Source organism: Allobosea sp. P2_A10, assembly GCF_056405115.1.
In genome coordinates this window covers 184,301-201,140 of record NZ_JBFUCS010000001.1, presented here as the reverse complement: position 1 = coordinate 201,140, position 16,840 = coordinate 184,301, and the positions used below count along the sequence as shown (strand labels likewise).

At 66.2% G+C, this 16,840-nt stretch carries 11 protein-coding genes; 8 read left to right on the top strand and 3 right to left on the bottom strand.

Annotated elements, in window-relative coordinates; genetic code table 11:
• Positions 1-79: 79 nt before the first annotated feature.
• The 6 genes from tssK (at position 80) to AC1DZY_RS00995 (ending at position 11,412) form a co-directional block, all read left to right on the top strand.
• Entirely contained in the window at positions 80-1,417 is a 1,338-nt protein-coding gene (tssK, locus tag AC1DZY_RS01020) for a type VI secretion system baseplate subunit TssK (RefSeq protein WP_476818194.1), read from the top strand.
• Positions 1,414-3,006, top strand: a complete 1,593-nt coding sequence (gene tssL / locus AC1DZY_RS01015; RefSeq protein ID WP_476818193.1) for a type VI secretion system protein TssL, long form — start codon at positions 1,414-1,416, stop codon at positions 3,004-3,006. Before tssK ends, tssL begins: the two co-directional genes overlap by 4 nt.
• 33 nt (positions 3,007-3,039) lie before the next feature.
• The gene (gene tssM, locus AC1DZY_RS01010; protein WP_476818192.1) at positions 3,040-6,663 is read left to right on the top strand and encodes a type VI secretion system membrane subunit TssM; all 3,624 of its coding nucleotides are present in this window, start codon (positions 3,040-3,042) and stop codon (positions 6,661-6,663) included.
• Between the two features lie 6 nt (positions 6,664-6,669).
• A complete protein-coding gene (gene tagF, locus AC1DZY_RS01005; protein WP_476818191.1) occupies positions 6,670-7,416 on the top strand; it encodes a type VI secretion system-associated protein TagF in 747 nt (248 codons plus the stop codon).
• The gene (locus AC1DZY_RS01000) at positions 7,416-8,279 is read left to right on the top strand and encodes a PP2C family protein-serine/threonine phosphatase (protein WP_476818190.1); all 864 of its coding nucleotides are present in this window, start codon (positions 7,416-7,418) and stop codon (positions 8,277-8,279) included. Before tagF ends, AC1DZY_RS01000 begins: the two co-directional genes overlap by 1 nt.
• A 106-nt stretch (positions 8,280-8,385) precedes the next feature.
• On the top strand, positions 8,386-11,412 hold the full coding sequence (locus AC1DZY_RS00995) for a serine/threonine-protein kinase (RefSeq protein ID WP_476818189.1): 3,027 nt from the start codon (positions 8,386-8,388) through the stop codon (positions 11,410-11,412).
• A gap of 209 nt (positions 11,413-11,621) precedes the next feature.
• Here the strand turns inward: AC1DZY_RS00995 and AC1DZY_RS00990 are convergent, their stop codons facing one another.
• The 3 genes from AC1DZY_RS00990 to AC1DZY_RS00980 all read right to left on the bottom strand — a co-directional run bounded on the left by AC1DZY_RS00990 (position 11,622) and on the right by AC1DZY_RS00980 (position 14,619).
• Positions 11,622-11,963: a hypothetical protein gene (locus AC1DZY_RS00990; RefSeq protein WP_476818188.1), complete on the bottom strand. Its 342-nt coding sequence runs from the start codon at positions 11,961-11,963 to the stop codon at positions 11,622-11,624.
• Between the two features lie 183 nt (positions 11,964-12,146).
• Complete coding sequence (locus AC1DZY_RS00985) at positions 12,147-12,710, bottom strand: DUF6931 family protein (RefSeq protein ID WP_476818187.1); 564 nt, start codon at positions 12,708-12,710, stop codon at positions 12,147-12,149.
• A gap of 22 nt (positions 12,711-12,732) precedes the next feature.
• On the bottom strand, positions 12,733-14,619 hold the full coding sequence (locus tag AC1DZY_RS00980) for a type VI secretion system Vgr family protein (RefSeq protein ID WP_476818186.1): 1,887 nt from the start codon (positions 14,617-14,619) through the stop codon (positions 12,733-12,735).
• A gap of 311 nt (positions 14,620-14,930) precedes the next feature.
• Between AC1DZY_RS00980 and AC1DZY_RS00975 the strand changes: the two genes are divergently transcribed.
• Both AC1DZY_RS00975 and tssB read left to right on the top strand, forming a co-directional pair.
• Positions 14,931-16,235: a type VI secretion system protein TssA gene (locus AC1DZY_RS00975; RefSeq protein ID WP_476818185.1), complete on the top strand. Its 1,305-nt coding sequence runs from the start codon at positions 14,931-14,933 to the stop codon at positions 16,233-16,235.
• 81 nt (positions 16,236-16,316) lie between these two features.
• Positions 16,317-16,838, top strand: a complete 522-nt coding sequence (gene tssB, locus AC1DZY_RS00970) for a type VI secretion system contractile sheath small subunit (protein ID WP_476818184.1) — start codon at positions 16,317-16,319, stop codon at positions 16,836-16,838.
• The last annotated feature ends 2 nt before the right edge of the window (positions 16,839-16,840 follow it).

The following is a 16,840-nucleotide window of genomic DNA, read 5'->3' as shown; positions in this document are numbered from 1 at the left end:
AAGCGGGGTGTCGCGCCCAAGCTTCGGCCGGAAGATGCGATCTTGTCTGGAAGCGTGACGATGTGCTGGAAGCTCGACGATGTCTTGGCATAGTAAAGTCGTCTGGGGCGAAGGCCTTTTTCTGCGGCCGCATCATCTGCAGCAGTCGGACCGCTATCTCGAAAACCTCGTCGAGGCGCGCACGCGCTTCATAACGCCTTACCCGTGGGGCTTTTCGACGCTGGAGATCGACCGCGATCTCGCCCAGCAGAGCCGCTTCGGCCTGCGCCGCGCCGCCGGCATGCTGCCGGACGGCACGCCCTTCGACATTCCCGCCCACAGCCCCCTTCCCGCGCCGATCGACGTGCCCGATTCGGCCGCCAAGCAGATGCTCTGGCTGACCATGCCGGTCGCCGCCGCCAATACCCGCGAAGTCGATGAACCGTCGAGCGCGACCGCCAGCCGCTATCTCACCGCCAGCGAGACGCTGATCGATTCGACAGCCGCCATGCGCGTCGAGGAGGAGATCGAGGTCGCCTATCCGCGTCTCGGCTTCGATCTGCGCAAGACCGCCAAGCCCGGCTATGTCGGCCTGCCGATCGCGCGCATCGTCGAGGTCCGCGACAAGACCATCGTCTTCGACGAGAAATTCGTGCCGCCGGTGCTGATCGCCTCGGCCTATCCGGCGATCGATGGCTGGATCGACCGCGCCATCGGCTGGATGGAGGCCAAGCTCGAGGAACTGGCGCGCTACGCCGCCGACCCGACGGCGGGCGGCGGACTGCAGAGCTCAGACTTCTTCGTGCTGCAGTTGCTGAACCGGCATTTGCCGGTGCTGCAGCATTTCCGGCAGTCGCGCTATATCCACCCCGAACGGCTCTATGAGGAGTTCGTGCGGATGACCGGGGAGCTCGCGACCTTCGCGACGCAGGAGCGCCGGGCCCGAACCTATCCGCGMTACGACCACGACAATCTCGAACTGGTCTTCGAGCCGATCCTGCGCGACCTGCAGGATTTCCTCAGCGCCAGGCTCGGCCGCCGCGCGCTCAGGCTGGAACTGATCGAGCGCGCGCCAAACGCCTTCGTCTCGACGATCCGCGACCGCAGCCTGTTCCGCAACGCCAATTTCGTGCTGGAGGTGGCGGCGCGCCGGCCGCTGATCGAGATCCAGCTGCAGTTTCCGCAGCTCTTCAAGATCGGCCCCAACACCAAGATGAACGATATCGTCAACGCCCACCTGCCGGGCGTGGGGCTGAACCATATCCCGACGCCGCCACCGCAGATCAGGGCGGTCGCCGACCATGTCTACTTCCTGCTGGACAAGAACTCGCCGCTCTGGCCTGAATTCAGCACGGCGAATGCGATCGGCCTGCACTTCTCGGGCGACTGGCCGGAACTGCAACTCGATCTCTGGGCCATTCTGGGAGACCGGCGATGAGCGATCCCAAGGATCCGTTCGAACCTGCCTATCCGGCCGGCGAACGCACTGTCATCAGACCCAATCCGGGCGGCCGCCGCCCGCAGCAGCCGACGCCGCCGCAAGCCACGCCCGAACAGCCTGGGCCGTTCACGCCCTCGGCCTATCCCGCGCCGCCACCCTCCTATCATCCGGCTTCGGGCTACACGCCGCCGCCGAGCTATCCGCAGTCCAATCCCAACGCCGCAGCGCAGGACGCGTGGGCGGATGCCCCCGCACAACCCTATGCGCCCGCGCCGCCGCCCGCCTTTCAGCCCATGCCGGCCTATCAGCCGCCGCCTCCGCCCCAGGGCTACGCGCCACCGCCTCCCATGCCGCCGCCAGGGTCGGTGCCGCAGGTCGCGCCGCGCGAGATGCCGGTGGCCCCTAACGCCAACCCGATCATGAGCGCGGCGGCGCCGATTCTGTCGATCCTAGGCCGGTTGCGCGTGGCGCTGGCCTACGCCTCGTTCAGCCAGCTGATGGACCAGATCGCCGGCGCCATCCAGCGCTTCGACGCCGACATGATGGGCGCGGGCGTCGGCCAGGAGCAGGCGCGGCAGGCCAAGTACACGCTCTGCGCCACCGCCGACGATATCGTCCAGAACATCCCGGCGCAGGACCGGCAGCTCTGGACGCAGTACAGCATGCTGAGCCGCTTCTTCGGCGAGCGCACCGGCGGCATCCGCTTCTTCGAGGAGCTGGACCGGGCCAAGCAGGACCCGTTGCTGAACTATAACGTGCTGGAGCTGCAGCACGCCTGCCTGGCGATCGGCTTCCAGGGCGTGCATCGGACCTCGTCGGGCGGGCCGGCCACGCTGCAGACGATCCAGCGCAATCTCTACGAGACACTGCGGCGCGTGCGCCAGCGTGTTGATGCGGAGCTTTCGCCGCGCTGGCAGGGCCAGGACATGGCGTCGCGCGTCTCGACCGTGCGCATCCCGTTCTGGGCGATGGGGTGCCTGGCCGGCGTGCTGCTGCTGGCGATGTTCCTGACGCTGCGCTCGCTGCTCAGCGCCGGCTCGGATGCCGTGATCGACGATGTCGGCCGGATCTTTCCGACCACCGACGTCTCGATCGAGCGGCGCGTCGTGCAGCCGGTGAAGGTCGCTCCGCCGCCGCCGATCAAGACGACGCAGCTCGACCGCATCCGCGCCGCGCTCGCGACCGAAATCGGCGAACAGAAGCTCGCCGTCGACAGCGTGCCGACCGGCATCGTCGTGCGCGTCAACAGCTTCGTCTCGTTCGATCCCGGCAAGGCGACCGTGATCGAGGCGTTCAAGCCGCTCGCCAAGCGCATCGCCGAGACGCTGAACAAGGAGCCCGGCCAGATTCGCGTCACCGGCCATTCCGACAACACGCCGATCCGGACCGTGCGCTTCGCCAACAACCACGAGCTCTCGGTCGAGCGCGCCAAGGCCGTCGGCGCGCTGTTGAACGAGAGCCTGACCGACAAGACCCGCATCCTCGCGGACGGCCGTGGCGACACCGCGCCGCTGGCGTCCAACGACACGGTCGAGGGCCGGGCCCGCAACCGGCGCGTCGACGTGCAGATTCCGCATGAGCGCTGATGACATGAACGCTGACGATCGACGGAGGCGCTCGTGACGCTCGCAATCTGGTTGCGCATCATCATCAGCCTGATCGGGCTTGCCGCCTTCGGCGCGCTGGTCTGGTTCGCCAGCCCGCTGATCTCGATCGCGGGGGCCTATCCGTTCGATTCCGAATGGGTGCGGGCCGCGATCATCGCGGTGGTTTCGATCATCGTGCTCGGATTGCTGATCTGGGGCATCATCCGGCGCAGGCGCGAGGCCAAGGCGCTGGAGCAGGGGCTGGCGGAAGCCGCCTCCGACGAAGGCGACGCCGACGTCCTAGGCGAACGCATGTCCGATGCGCTGCTGACGCTCAAGAAATCGTCGGGATCGAGCGCGAGCTATCTCTATGAACTGCCCTGGTATGTGCTGATCGGTCCGCCGGGCTCGGGCAAGACGACAGCGCTGGTCAATTCGGGGTTGAAGTTTCCGCTCGCCAAGGGCGGCGCGCCCTCGGCGGTCGCCGGCGTCGGCGGCACGCGCTATTGCGACTGGTGGTTCACCGACGACGCCGTGCTGATCGACACCGCCGGCCGCTACACGACGCAGGATTCCGACGCCTCCGCCGACCGCAAGAGCTGGCTTTCGTTCCTCGACCTGCTGAAGAAGAACCGGCCGAACCAGCCGATCAACGGTGTCATGCTGGCGATCTCGATCGAGGACGTGCTGACCGCCTCGCCGGCCGAGCTCAACGCACATTCCGATGCGATCCGCGCCCGCCTGACCGAGCTTCACGACAATCTCAAGGTCGATTTCCCGGTCTATGCGCTGTTCACCAAGATGGACCTCGTCGCCGGGTTCATGGAGTATTTCCAGCATCTGAACGAGGCCGCGCGCCGGCCGGTCTGGGGCCATACCTTCCAGACCGACGACAAGACGCTGAATATGGTCAGCGAGGTGCCCGACGAGTTCGACGCGCTGCTGGAACGCCTCAGCGCCGAGATGCCCGACCGGATGCAGGAAGAAGCGACACCCAACGCGCGCGTCATGCTGTTCGGCTTCCCGACGCAGATGGCGGCGGTGAAGGCCCCGGTCGTCGAGTTCCTCAACCGCATCTTCGAGCCGACGCGCTATCATTCGCGCGCGACCCTGCGCGGCTTCTACTTCACTTCGGGCACCCAGCAGGGCACGCCGATCGACCAGTTGATCGGCGCGATGGCGCGCAATTTCGGCGCGAGCCAGACGGCCGCGCCGGCGATGTCGGGCTCCGGCAAGAGCTTCTTCCTGACCGACCTGATCAACAAGGTCGTGATCGGCGAGGCCGCCTGGGTCTCGACCGACCGCAAGGCGGTGCGCCGCGCTTTCGCGCTGAAGGCCGCGGCCTATACCATCCTCGCCTGCGTGACGCTGGGCGGGGCGGCGGCGTGGTGGACGAGCTATAGCCGCAACGTCTCGCTGATCGCCGAGACCAACGACCAGACCAAGACCTTCGTCGCGACGGCCGCCCCGATCATTCAGGAACCCACGGTCGGCGACCGCGACCTGGAAAAGATCGTGCCGCTGCTCGACGCGCTGCGTTCGCTGCCGGCCGGATACGCGAAGGACAACGTCTCGCCGCCGATCCAGGCGACCTTCGGCCTCAGCCAGTGGGACCGGCTCGGCTCGTCCTCGGAAGCCGTCTACAAGACCGGGCTGGAGCGGCTTTTGCGCTCGCGCCTGATCTTCCGGATGGAAGAACTGATCGAGGCCAACCGGGCGCGGCCCGACTTCATCTACGAGGCGCTCAAGGTCTATCTCATTTTGGGCGGCCGCCAGAAGATGGACGAGGACCTGATCCTGCTCTGGATGCGGCGCGACTGGTCGGAGAACCTCTATCAGGGCGCGGCCAATGTGCGCCTGCGCGAGCAGCTCGGCGAGCACCTGACGGCGATGCTGCGACTGCCCGATTCCGGCGCGGCGGGCACATTGACGCTGAACGAGCCGCTGATCGAAGAGGCACAGAAGACGCTGGCGCGACTCAGCCTCGCCGAGCGGGCCTATCAGCTGCTGCGGGTGCAGGCGCGCGCGACGCCGGGCAAGCCCGACTGGACGGCCGCCACGAAAGGCGGCGCGGACGCCAAGCTCGTCTTCGAGGGTCCGCGCGGCGGCGAACTCGAAACGGTGCGGGTTCCGTTCTTCTACACCTATAACGGCTTCCACGAGGGCTTCATCGGGCGGCTGCGCGATGTCGCCAAGCAGATCGAGGAGGAGCGCTGGGTGCTCGGCACAGCGGGCGACCAGACCGCCGTCTCCGACCAGTACGAGGCGCTGCCCAAGGCGCTTCTGGCGCTTTACGCCAAGGATTTCATCGCGTCCTGGCAGAACGCGATGGCTGCGCTGCGCTTCAAGCCGCTTCTCGCCAACAAGCCGCAGTACCCGGCCTTGAGCGCGGCCTCTGCCGTCACCTCGCCGCTGAAACAGGTGCTCGAATCGATCCGCGACGAAACCCGGCTGACGCGCGAGCGACCAGCGCCGCCCGCAGCGGCGGCGGGGCAGCAGGCGGCAGGCGCGCTCGGCCAGGCGCAGCGGGCCCAGGCGACGCTGCAGCAACTGGGGGCATCGACCGGCAACGCTTCGCAGACGCTGTCGCGGATGGATATCGCCCTCAAGGCGATGGAGAAGCCCGACACCGCCAGCGGCGAACAGGCTCCCGGCGCGACGATCGAGGCCGCCTTCAAGCCTTTCCACCAGCTCTTCGAGGGCGAGGCCGGCCGCCGGCCGATCGATCAGGTGCTGGTCGCCTTTTCCGAGGTGAACCAGAACCTGCGCCTGCTCGCGACCAATCCGGCGCTGGCGCCGCAGGTCAACGCCACCCTTCCCGCGCAGATCCAGACGCTGCGCAACAGCTCCAACCTGATCCCGCAGCCCTTCTCCGGGCTGGTCCAGGGGGCCGCGACCAGCTTCGAGAACGAACTGACCGGCAGCTCGGTTTCGCAATTGCTACAGGATCTGCGCTCGCAGGTCACAGCGACCTGCAACCTGATCATCACCAACCGCTATCCCTTCGCCCGCGGCAGCGACCGCGACGTACCGCTGCCCGATTTCGGCCGCCTCTTCGGCACGGGCGGCATCATGGACAAGTTCTACACCACCAACCTCGCGGCGCTGGTCGATACATCCAAGGCCGACTGGGCCTTCAAGCAGAACATCAGCGTCGCCCGCTCACTGCCGCCCGCGGCGCTCCGGGAGTTCCAGCGCGCAGCCGACATCAAGGACGCCTTCTTCGGAACGGGCGGCAACATGCCGTCCTTCACCATGGCGATCACGCCGATTCCGGCGACGACGACGGGCTCGGGACCGACGATCAAGCTCGACATCAGCGGCGTCGCCGTGGTGCCGCAGGCCGGCGGCGCGCCGACGCCGGTGGTCTGGCCGGGTCCCGCCGGGCTCGACCGGACGGTGATATCGAGCCAGACGACGAGCACCGGACTGTTTGGCGGGGTCACCTCGAGCCCGCCGGTGTTCGGCCAGGAAAAGCGCGGCCCCTGGGCCTTCTTCCGCTTCCTCGACCTCGGCTCGGTCTCCAAGCGCGGCGAGGCGCTGATCGCCAACTACTCGGTCAACGGCCAGTCGATCTCCTACCAGATCAACGTGTCCTCGCTGAAGAACCCGCTGACACTGCCGGCGCTCCGCGAATTCAAATGTCCGGGAGCCTGAGCCGGGATGTCCTGTTCCCTCTTCGGAAAGCTGCCGGCCAAGCGCGACTTCATCGCGGTGAACATGCCGCGAGACCTGATGCGGTTCTGGGAGGTCTGGCTGCAGGGCAGCATGGCCGCGAGCATCCAGGCTCTGGGACCGTCATGGAAGGACGCGTTTCTGAGCGCGCCGATCTGGCGATTCTGGCTCGGCCGCGAGCATGTCGGCAGCGAGGTGATGGGCGCCTTCATGCCATCGCTCGACGGCGTCGGCCGCTATTTCCCGCTCGCGGTGATGGTCGTCGCGCCGGAGGGCCAGGCCTTCGCCGCGCCAACTGAAAACGATCAGGGCGCCTGGTTTGACGCCGCGGAAGCCTTCCTTCTCGACACGCTGGAGCCCGACGCCAATTATGAGCTGACGCTGGGCGCGCTGGAAGGCCTGACCATGCCCGAAACCATCGCACGCAAGGCGGAAACTGCTGTTGCTCCCAATAACGGGCTCGTCGGGGTCAGCGACGATACGGGAAGCGTCGACGTGCCTTCCCTGCTACAAAGGCTGGAGGAGTCCGACCGGCTGGCGCGACAGTCGTCGGGATCGTATTGGTGGAGCATCGGCGGCGAGACCTTTCCGGCGCTGGCGCTACGCGCCGCGAAACTGCCAGAGGCGCAGGATTTTGCGCTGATGCTGACGGGCCCGGCCAGAACGACGACCGAGCAGACCACGACCGAAGACAGCGAGAGCGAGCAACGGGCCAGCATCGGAGCCGAACCGTGATGGATGGAAGCACCCTCCCCCCTCCGGGCATCCGCCCGTTCAAGGATCCGCTCGCCGTACTGGCTGCTCTGGAGCAGCATGCGAGCTTTCGGTTCGAGACGGGGGCCACGACCAATGTCGGGCGCGTCCGGAAAGAGAACGAGGACAGCTTCATCACGCATCCCGATGCCGGGCTGTGGTGCGTCGCCGACGGCATGGGCGGCTACGAGGCCGGAAAACTCGCCTCCTCGACCATCGTGGAGGGACTGCGCACCATCGGCCAGGCCGCCTCACCGGCCGATCTGCTGGCGCGCTTTCAGGACCGGGTGATGCAGGCCAACACCGCGCTGCGCCGGGCTGGTTACGAGCGCGGGCTCGACACCTTTGGCACCACGATCGTGGCGCTGCTGGTCTATGAGCGTTTCTTCGCCTGCTCATGGGCCGGCGACAGCAGGACCTACCGGGTTCGGAACGGCGAATTGTCGCAGATTTCGCGCGACCATACCGAGGTGCAGGACCTCGTCGACGCCGGCCAGCTGACGCCCGACGAGGCCAAACGCTGGCCGGGGCGCAACATCATCACCCGCGCGATCGGCGTCACCGAGCTTCCCGACCTCGATCTGGTTCAGGGCGTGGTGGAAAATGGTGACGTTTTCGTGCTATGCAGTGATGGATTGACCGGCCACGTCGCGGATTCAGAAATCCGCGCCGCGGTTTGCGAGCATGCACCGCAAGCAGCCTGTGACCATCTGGTCGAACTCACGCTTGCACGCGGGGCAAGCGACAATGTCACGGTCATCGTGGTGGCATGTGAACCCCGGGATGCGGATTCCCCCGCGACTCCGGTGCCGGCGATGACCGATGCGGATCGACGCGAGGCCTGAGAGACACGATGCGGCGTGACAAGGCATGGCGGCTGGAAGCGCGACGGTTCGTCCGTCGTGAGCGCCGGGCCATGCCGTCCGCACGGCCGAATGAGCGCGTTACGCCATGAATGACGGCGGCGCCACAGTCATCATTCCTCGGTCCAGGGTTTCGCCCGGGACGACGCTGAACGGCATCTACCGCATCGACCATCCGATCGCCGCCGGCGGCATGGGCGAGATTTACAAGGGCTATGCGGTGCGCACCGGCAAGCCGGTCGCGATCAAGATGATCCGCTCGGATCTCGCCGAGAACGAGAGCGCGCTCAACCTCTTCCGCAAGGAAGCCTCCTCGCTCGACGATCTGCAGCACGAGGCGATCGTCCGCTATTACCTGTTCGAGATCGATCCGCAGCTCAACCGCGCCTATCTGGCGATGGAGTTCGTCGACGGGATTTCGCTCAAGGACCATCTGGTGCGCGGGCCGCTGTCGTTCGAGGATACGCAGCTGCTGCAGCAGCGGATCGCGGCGGGACTGCACGCAGCCCACAAGCTCAGCATCATCCATCGCGACGTCGCGCCCGACAACGTCATCCTGCCGGGCGGCGACGTCGCCCTGGCCAAGATTCTCGATTTCGGCATCGCCCGTTCGACGCGCGCCGGCGAGCAGACCATCATCGGCAGCGGTTTTGCCGGCAAGTACAACTACGTCTCGCCCGAGCAGCTCGGCCTGTTCGGCGGCGACGTCACGCCGAAATCCGACATCTACAGCTTCGGCCTCGTGCTGGCGGAATGCCTGCTGGGCCGGCCGATCGACATGAACGGCTCGCAGGTCGAGGTCATCGACAAGCGCCGCGTCGTACCCGATCTGTCGAAGATCGATCCGCGCTTCCGGCCGCTGCTGGAGAAGATGCTCCAGCCCCTGCCGGAGAATCGCCCGGCGACGATGGCGGAGGTCGCAGCCTGGCTCCCGGCCGTCGGCAAGCAGAAGCGGGCGACGGCGGCAACGAAGAGCGAAGGCAGCAGCGGCGGCAGCAAGTCGGGCATGGCGATCGCGGCCGGGCTCGGAGCCGTCGCGCTGATCGGCGGCGGGCTGTTTTTCGGCACCGACCTGTTCAAGGGCGGTTCTTCGGCGCCCGGCGCCGGCACCGCGCAATCGCGCCTGGCCGAAGAGGAGGCCTTTGCGGTGCAGGCGGGACGCCGCGCCGCCGACGAAGCCCGCTTGCGGCAAGCGCAGGACCGCGCAGCCGCGCAGCTTGCCGTTGAGAAAGCTGCACAGGAAAAGACGGCGCAGAACGAGGCGAGCCGTGTCGCCGAGGCGCGCCGGGTCGAAGACGAAAGCCGCAAGGCTGCGCAGGCAAGGACCGAGGAAGAAGCCCGCCTCGCCACGGAGCGGCGCGCAGCCGAGGACGCACGCCGGGTCGCCGACGCCAGGGCGGCCGAAGACGCGCGCAAGCTCGCGGAAGCGAAAACGGCCGAAGATGCACGCCGCGCCGCCGAGGCCAGGGCGGCCGACGAGGCCCGCAAGGTCGCCGAAGCCCGCGCCGCGGAAGATGCGCGCCGGGTCGCGGAGGCAAAGGCCGCCGAGGACGCCCGCAAGGTCGCGGAAGCGAAGGCTGCCGAGGAGCGCCGGATCGCAGCCGAGGTCAGGGCGGCAGAGGACGCACGCCAGCTCGCCGAGGCAAAGACCGCGGAAGACATCCGCCGCCTGAACGAGGCAAAGCTTGTCGAAGACCGCAGACTCGCGGCGGAAGCGGACGCACGACGGGTTGCCGAGGCCAGGGCGATCGAGGACGCGCGGAAGGCCGCCGAGGCCCGGGCGGCCGAGGAAGCCCGTCGGGTCGCTGAGGCCAAGGCTACCGAGGAGCGCCGCGTCGCGGCCGAAGCGAAGGCGGCAGAAGAGGCCCGCAAGGTCGCGGAAGCGCGCGCGGCGGAAGAGGCGCGCCGCATCGCCGCCGAAGCCAAGGCTGCCGATGACACCCGCAAGCTGGCTGAAGCCAAAGCCGCCGAGGAGGCGCGCAAGCAGGCGCTGGCCGCAAAGGCCGCCGAAGATCGCAGGATCGCGGCGGAAGCAAAAGCCGCCGAAGACGCTCGCAAGATCGCCGACGCGAAAGCGGCCGAGGATGCGCGCAAGGAGGCCATCGCCAAAGCGGCCGAAGAGCGTCGCCTGGTGGCTGAGGCCAAAGCCGCCGAGGAAGCCCGCAAGATCGCGGACGCCAAAGCGGCGGAAGATGCTCGCAAGCAGGCCATCGCCAAGGCCGCGGACGATCGCCGTCTGGCGGCTGAGGCCAAGGCCTCCGAAGAAGCCCGCAAGGTCGCCGACGCCAAGGCCGCGGACGACGCTCGCAAGCAGGCCGAGGCTCAGGCCGAGGAGGCGCGCAAGTTCGCCGAGACGCAGAGAGCACAGGCAGCCGAAGCCGAGCAGCGCAGCCGCTTTGCCGCATTGCAGACCGAACAGGAAGCGAAACGGAAGATCGACGCCACGACGGCCGAAGGCCGCACTGCGGCAGACGAATCCACACTGACCGAGCGCCAGCGTCTCGCCATGGATCAGGCGCAGGCCCGCTTCGACACGGAGGCTGCCGAGGCGCTGCGCCGGGCGGGCGTCGTGCCGCTGCGCCCCCAGGTCGATGGGCTGGACGCGCGCTCCACCGATTCAGGCACACAGGTCGCGTTGCTGGACCCGACGCTGCTGCAGTCGCCGAAGGGATTGGAGCCTCCGCCGCAGCGGCCGGTTCCGACGGATCCCATTGCGCTGACCAAGGAAACGCAGGGTGAATTGACGCGTATCGGCTGTTATGCCGGGCCTCTCAGCGGAAATCTCAACACCGCCACGCGCGAGGCGCTGAAGGTGTTCAGGCAGCGCGTCAAACTTGCTCCCGAGCCGGCATCGGTCTCGAAAGAGCAGTTGCTCGACCTGCGCGAGCGGCCCGATGGCCTGTGCGGACCCTCCAGGGTCGCACCGAGCAAGCCCGCTCCTGCAATCGTCCGCAGGCCGCAGCGTGAGGAGCCGGTGCGGCGCGCGCAGCATCCGTCGCGTCAGCGCGAGGCGGAAAGCCGGCCGGCACGGCCCGCCGCGGCACCCGCAGCCGCTGCTGCTCCGGCAGCCGCTCCGACGCGGCGCGTCAGCCCGGGTCTAGGCTTGGGATTCTAGAGCCTTTCGCACTCAGGTTGACCTGACGCCGTCATCCCGGGCGTAGCGAGGCGGCGACCCCGGATGACGCAGTGGTTCCGGGCAAAGCAACGTCATCGAGCCGGGCACGCACAAAGAAAAAAGGCACCGGTTACAGCCGATGCCTTCCCAATTTTCCAGCGCTCCGCCGACGGCGAAACCGATGCTGCTTCAGCCGTTCGACGCCTGCGTCAGTAGACGACGCCGAGCCACATGAAGTTGGGCCGGTTCGCCACGGGCCACGACACCTCGGTGCGGCGCGGGCGGGGCTGATCGGCAAAGGCCAACTGCTCGCGCTGAGGAGCCGGACGGGCAGCCACGACAGGAGCAGCCCTGGTCGCGCGCGGCRTGGCGGTCAGCGTGGTGCGGCTGGGAGGCAACGGCGCAACGACGGGCTGCGGCTCGGCCTGGACATCGGCCACGGCGAAATCCGTCGGGACGATGGCCGTCTGCGCGCTCGCCGAGCCCGCAAAAAACATGCCGAAGGCAGCGCCAACGACGAGTAGACGTACATTCGAGGTAACGAGGGTCATGTCCCTGMTCCGCTCTTGATCCGTGGAGGATACCATACCCCACTCAATCCGCCAATGCCGAGAAGGTTCCGCGAAAGAGATGAAGAATATGCCAATATTTTCCCTTCGTTTCCGGGCTATCGGCAAGTCTCATTCGCGGTTGCCATGATTCAGCGCCCATTCGGGCGGGGAAACCGCTCGATCTCAGGTCGTTTGACGCTGCAGCAGCTTGACGCCGTGATCGACGCAGATCGACAGTTTGCCGCGGCGCTCGCGCGTCGGATTGCGCGCGAGAGCGATCAAAACCGCAGCGCGAATCGCTTTCGCGGTGAGATGCGGCGGGGCCGGCACCGGCGCCTGCGGATTGTCGGCCATGTCGCCGCCCGACCACGCCGCGCCCAGCGCCAGCCAGGTCGAGGCATCATTGCGTGACGTCGACAGGCCGATCCGCATGGCCTCGACCCGGCGCTGGTGCTGTGGGTCCTTGACCCAGGTTTCGGCGGCGACAAAGGCGCGGCTCTGCTCAATTGACCTGCGCTCGTGCTCGTCGGCGAGCCCGCGCACGCAGGAACAGCCCCACCAGACCGCCTCCCGCTTCGGCAGCAGGTAGGCGCAGAAGGCAATCGCGTCCTCCGGCGTCTTGCTGTCGATCAGGGCGACGAGGAAATCGAGAGGTTTAATGTCGCTTGGGATCGCCTCGATGTCCTCTCCGGCAGTCGGAAAGGCCTCGAAGACGTCACGCGCGGTCAGAAACCGATCTTGGCGCATGGGAGAACCTTGGCGCATGGCATCAATTGATCTTCACCATGCCACCCTGGATCGTCGTGATCGAACTGCCCTTGAGCGTCGTCATCGTCCCGGATTCAGTCAGGTCGCCGGAAGCCTCGACAGTGATGTTGACCGATTTCAGGGTGATGCTCTTGCCGTCCATCACGATCGTCGAGCCACCGACCTCCAGCGTGATCTTGCTCCCGGCCTTGATGTGGATTTCCTTCGCGACATCGACCTTCTGGTTTCCGGTGGAGACCTTGAGATTGTCGTCGCCTTTCTCGAGCTCGATATTGCGCGAGGCTTCGCCCTTCTCGCTGGAGAAATCCTCGCCGATCTTGCGGATTTCCGTGTCGCGAATTTTCGATTCGAGAAATTTCTCGGCGCGGAATTCGACCTTCTGCGCCTTCTTCGTGTCGTCGAAGGTGAACTGGTTGAAGCCGCCGCTCCCGGTCGTCGTGTCCGACTTGATGCCGTTGATGTTCTTGTTCGACTTGGTGCCGAACGGCATCTTGTGCTTGCCGTTATAGACAGTGCCGACGACGAGCGGACGGTCGATATCGCCTTCGAGGAACTCGACGATCACCTCCTGGTCGATGCGCGGAATGAAGGCGCCGCCCCAGGAATCGCCGGCCCAGACCTGCGCTACGCGAATCCGGTACAGGTGCTCCTTGTCGCGGTCCCAGTGGAACTTGACGAGGATCCGGCCCTCGTCATCGACGTCGATCTCCTCACCCTTCTCGCCAACGACGCGCGCGGTCTGCGGGCCGAAGATCGTCGGCTTGGGCGTCTGCTGCGGCGGCTTGAACGGCCGGTCGGCCAACTGGAATTCATACTGGCCCTGATAGTCGCTCTCGCCGGCTGCGCTCGACCCCGAACGGTAGGATTGCAGCGCCGAGAACGCATGCGTCGCCCTGACGACGAGGTACTGCTTGTTCTCGGCGGGTACGGTATGGCGCTCCAGCGTCGTCAAACCGCCGGGATAAAGCGTCACCGCGTTGCCCGAGGCGATCCTGCGGCGATCCTGCGCCTGCTCGGACTGCAGCTTGACCTTGGCAAGCTGGGTGCCGTCGCCGTTTTCGAGATAGCGCCCGGGATAATCGTAAACCTCGAGCTTGGAATGCTGGTAGCTTTCCGACGTCTGGTCGTCGACCAGCATGTTGGCGTCGGGCTTTTCGTAGTTGTAGTCGCGAAACGTGATCTTGCCGGTGCGGAACCGCCGCTCGACCATCCAGTGCTCGATACTCTCGGCCTCGCGCCGGTGACTGGCCTCATGCGGCAGATAAGGCAGCTTTTCGGTGCCCGCGATCGGCTTGTGGGACGAAACCTGATCGGCAAGCACGAGCCGATGCGTCGCCGCCTCATGCTCGAAATAGTAGCAGATGCCGTATTCCTCCATCAGCCGGCTGACGAAGGCGAGGTTGGTCTCGCGATACTGGACGCAAAATTCGAGCTTCGGATAGGTCTTGATGTCGAGCTTGAGATCGCCGAGCTGCCCGTCGCGCAAGACGGTCTCGATGATCTTGTCGACCGTCTTGTTGTGGAAAATCTTGCAATTGGCGACCTGGCCGTGCAGCCAGAGCCAGGGCCGCAGGACAAGCCGGTAGAGGTAGAGATCCTCTTCCTTGCCGAGCCACTGCGCCTCGACCAGGACGCCGCTGAAATAGCGCTTCTTCCTGCGCTTGACGACCGCGTTTTCATATTCGGTGACGTTGATCTCGAGATGGCACTGTTGGCCGAGCGCCTCGTCGAAATTCAGATTGTCCTTCTCGCTCAGCGCCTCGATCCGGTACTCGAACAGCTCGCTCATGCCCTCGTTGGCGTCGAGCCGACGGAACAGGAGTTCGTCCTCGCCAAACGGCGTTTTCAGGATTCCGGGGCGGTTAGCCTGACTCAGTTTACGGCTCATGTCGGCCCATATGCCCAATATGACGGTCGCTGACCAGACGAAAACTATAGTCTGTCCGCGGCCAGGTCCAGCACAGAGGCAACCTGACCAAGAGCAACCTGCCGAAACACTTAAATCGATCCGTGGCATGATAAGCAAGCGCAGCGATATCGATGCCGACGCCGATCTTCGCGCGAGACCCGCGGCAACGACCGTACTCCCGTCACCATGACGATCGTTGTCAGATCGCCCGACGCATGGGAAACAAAGCGCCGACAACGCCGCGCCACAGGCGAACGCCACGGCGCCAGGCGTAAGCAGGGAAGATGACCATGACAGCGAGCCTCGCCGCCGCCTTGTGCGAGCCGATCGACGACGAGGCGCCCTGCGGTCCCGATCTCGATCTCGCCTATGATCCGGAATACAGCCTCTTCGTCGCCAGTTCCGAGGGCCTGCTGCCGGCGGGTTCGTATTTTCAGTTCGACCGCACGCAGAACGATCTGGCCAAGGAGAGCCGCACCGTCGAGGCGCTGCTGAAGCGCACGCGCGATCTGCGCCTGCTCGTGCTGCTCGCCAAGTTCCGCATCCTGAACCGCGAGCTCGCCGGCTTCTGCGACGCGCTCGCGGCCATGGCGGCGCTGATGCGCGAACGCTGGGAGCAGGTCCATCCGGCCGCCGAAGACGACGATTTCGGCCTGCGCATCGTCGTTGTCGAATCGCTCGACGACATGACCAGCGTGATCATGCCGCTGCAGCATGCTCCGCTGGTGATGAGCCGCCGGCTCGGCGCGGTGAACTACCGGATGGTACAGATCGCCAATGGCGAGGTCACCGCCCGCGAAGGCGAACCCACGCCCGACACGCATTCGGTCGACGCCGCCTTCATGGATGCCGAAATGACCGGCCTCGTCGCCAGCCGGGACCAGATCGCGACCGCCAGCGCCGCCCTTTCCGACATGCAGATGTGCGTGCTGGAGCACGATGCGGGCAGCCTCAGCCTCGACCGGCTGAAAGACGTTCTCGGGAAGATGAAGGGTGTGCTCGACGGCTTCGTCGCCAAGCGCGATCCCACCGCGGCGCAGGCTTCGCAGCCAGCCTCGGCAGGCGGCGAGGCCGGCGAAAGCGTCGCCAGCAAGTCCGAGGGTCCGTCCGCCGCGACCGCGCTGGGCTCCCTGGCCGAGATCCGCCGCGCATTGACCAGGGCCGAACTCTATTTCCAGATCAACGAGCCCTCCAGCCCCGCCCTGCTGCTGGTGGCGCAGGCGCGCCAGCTCGTCGGCAAGGGGCTGGCCGAGGCCGTGATGTTCCTGATGCCCAGCCACGCCAGCGACGCAGTCATCAATGTCGGCGGCCGCATGGCCTTCGAACTGCCGATCGAACGGCTGGCGACGCTCGTCGACCCCGGCGAGGAGGGTGACGGCGACGGCTCCGATGCAGAACCGCCGGCGATCCCGGGAAGCCGGCGCGAGGCGCTCGATATTCTCCAGCAAGTCGCCAACCATTTGCGCGTACGCGAGCCGTCAAGCGCCATTCCGTTGCTGTGCGAAAGGGCCCGTTCCCTTGCGGAACGCGATTTCATGTCGCTTTTGAGAGAAATGCTGCCGGATCGGGCTTTCCGAAATCTAGACGAAAACTGATCTTGCTGTTGACCCAAGGACGGATTTGAAATGTAGTGCGGTTGCTTCCTCTCGGAGCGAAGCAGCCTTTGGGGGACGACGATGTCTGATAGCGGTCAGAAATTCATCCGGCGGAACCGGGCGCCGCGCGTCCACATCAGCTACGACGACCCCTATGATGCGAACCGGAAAATCGAAATTCCGTTCGTGATGGGTGTGATGTCGGATCTGTCGGGCAACTTTGCCGGCGCCGAAAAGGCGGACATGGCCGATCGCAGCTTCCTCGACATCGACATGGACAATTTCGAGAACCGCATGTCGGCGATCCAGCCCGGCGTCGCTTTCCGCGTCGAAAACAAGCTTGGCGACGGTCCCACCGGCGAAAAGCTGCAGGTCGGCCTGCGCTTCAACAAGATGTCCGATTTCAGCCCCGCCGCCGTGGCCCGCCAGGTCCCGGCCGTGGCCAAGCTGCTCGAGGCCCGCGAGCAGCTCGCCAATCTGAAGAGCTACATGGACGGCAAGGCCGGCGCCGAGTCCAAGCTGCGGGAATTGCTGAGCGACCCGAAATTGATGGCGGCGCTGAGTGAACGCTCGAAACCCGCCGCGGAAGACGACAAGTCCTGACG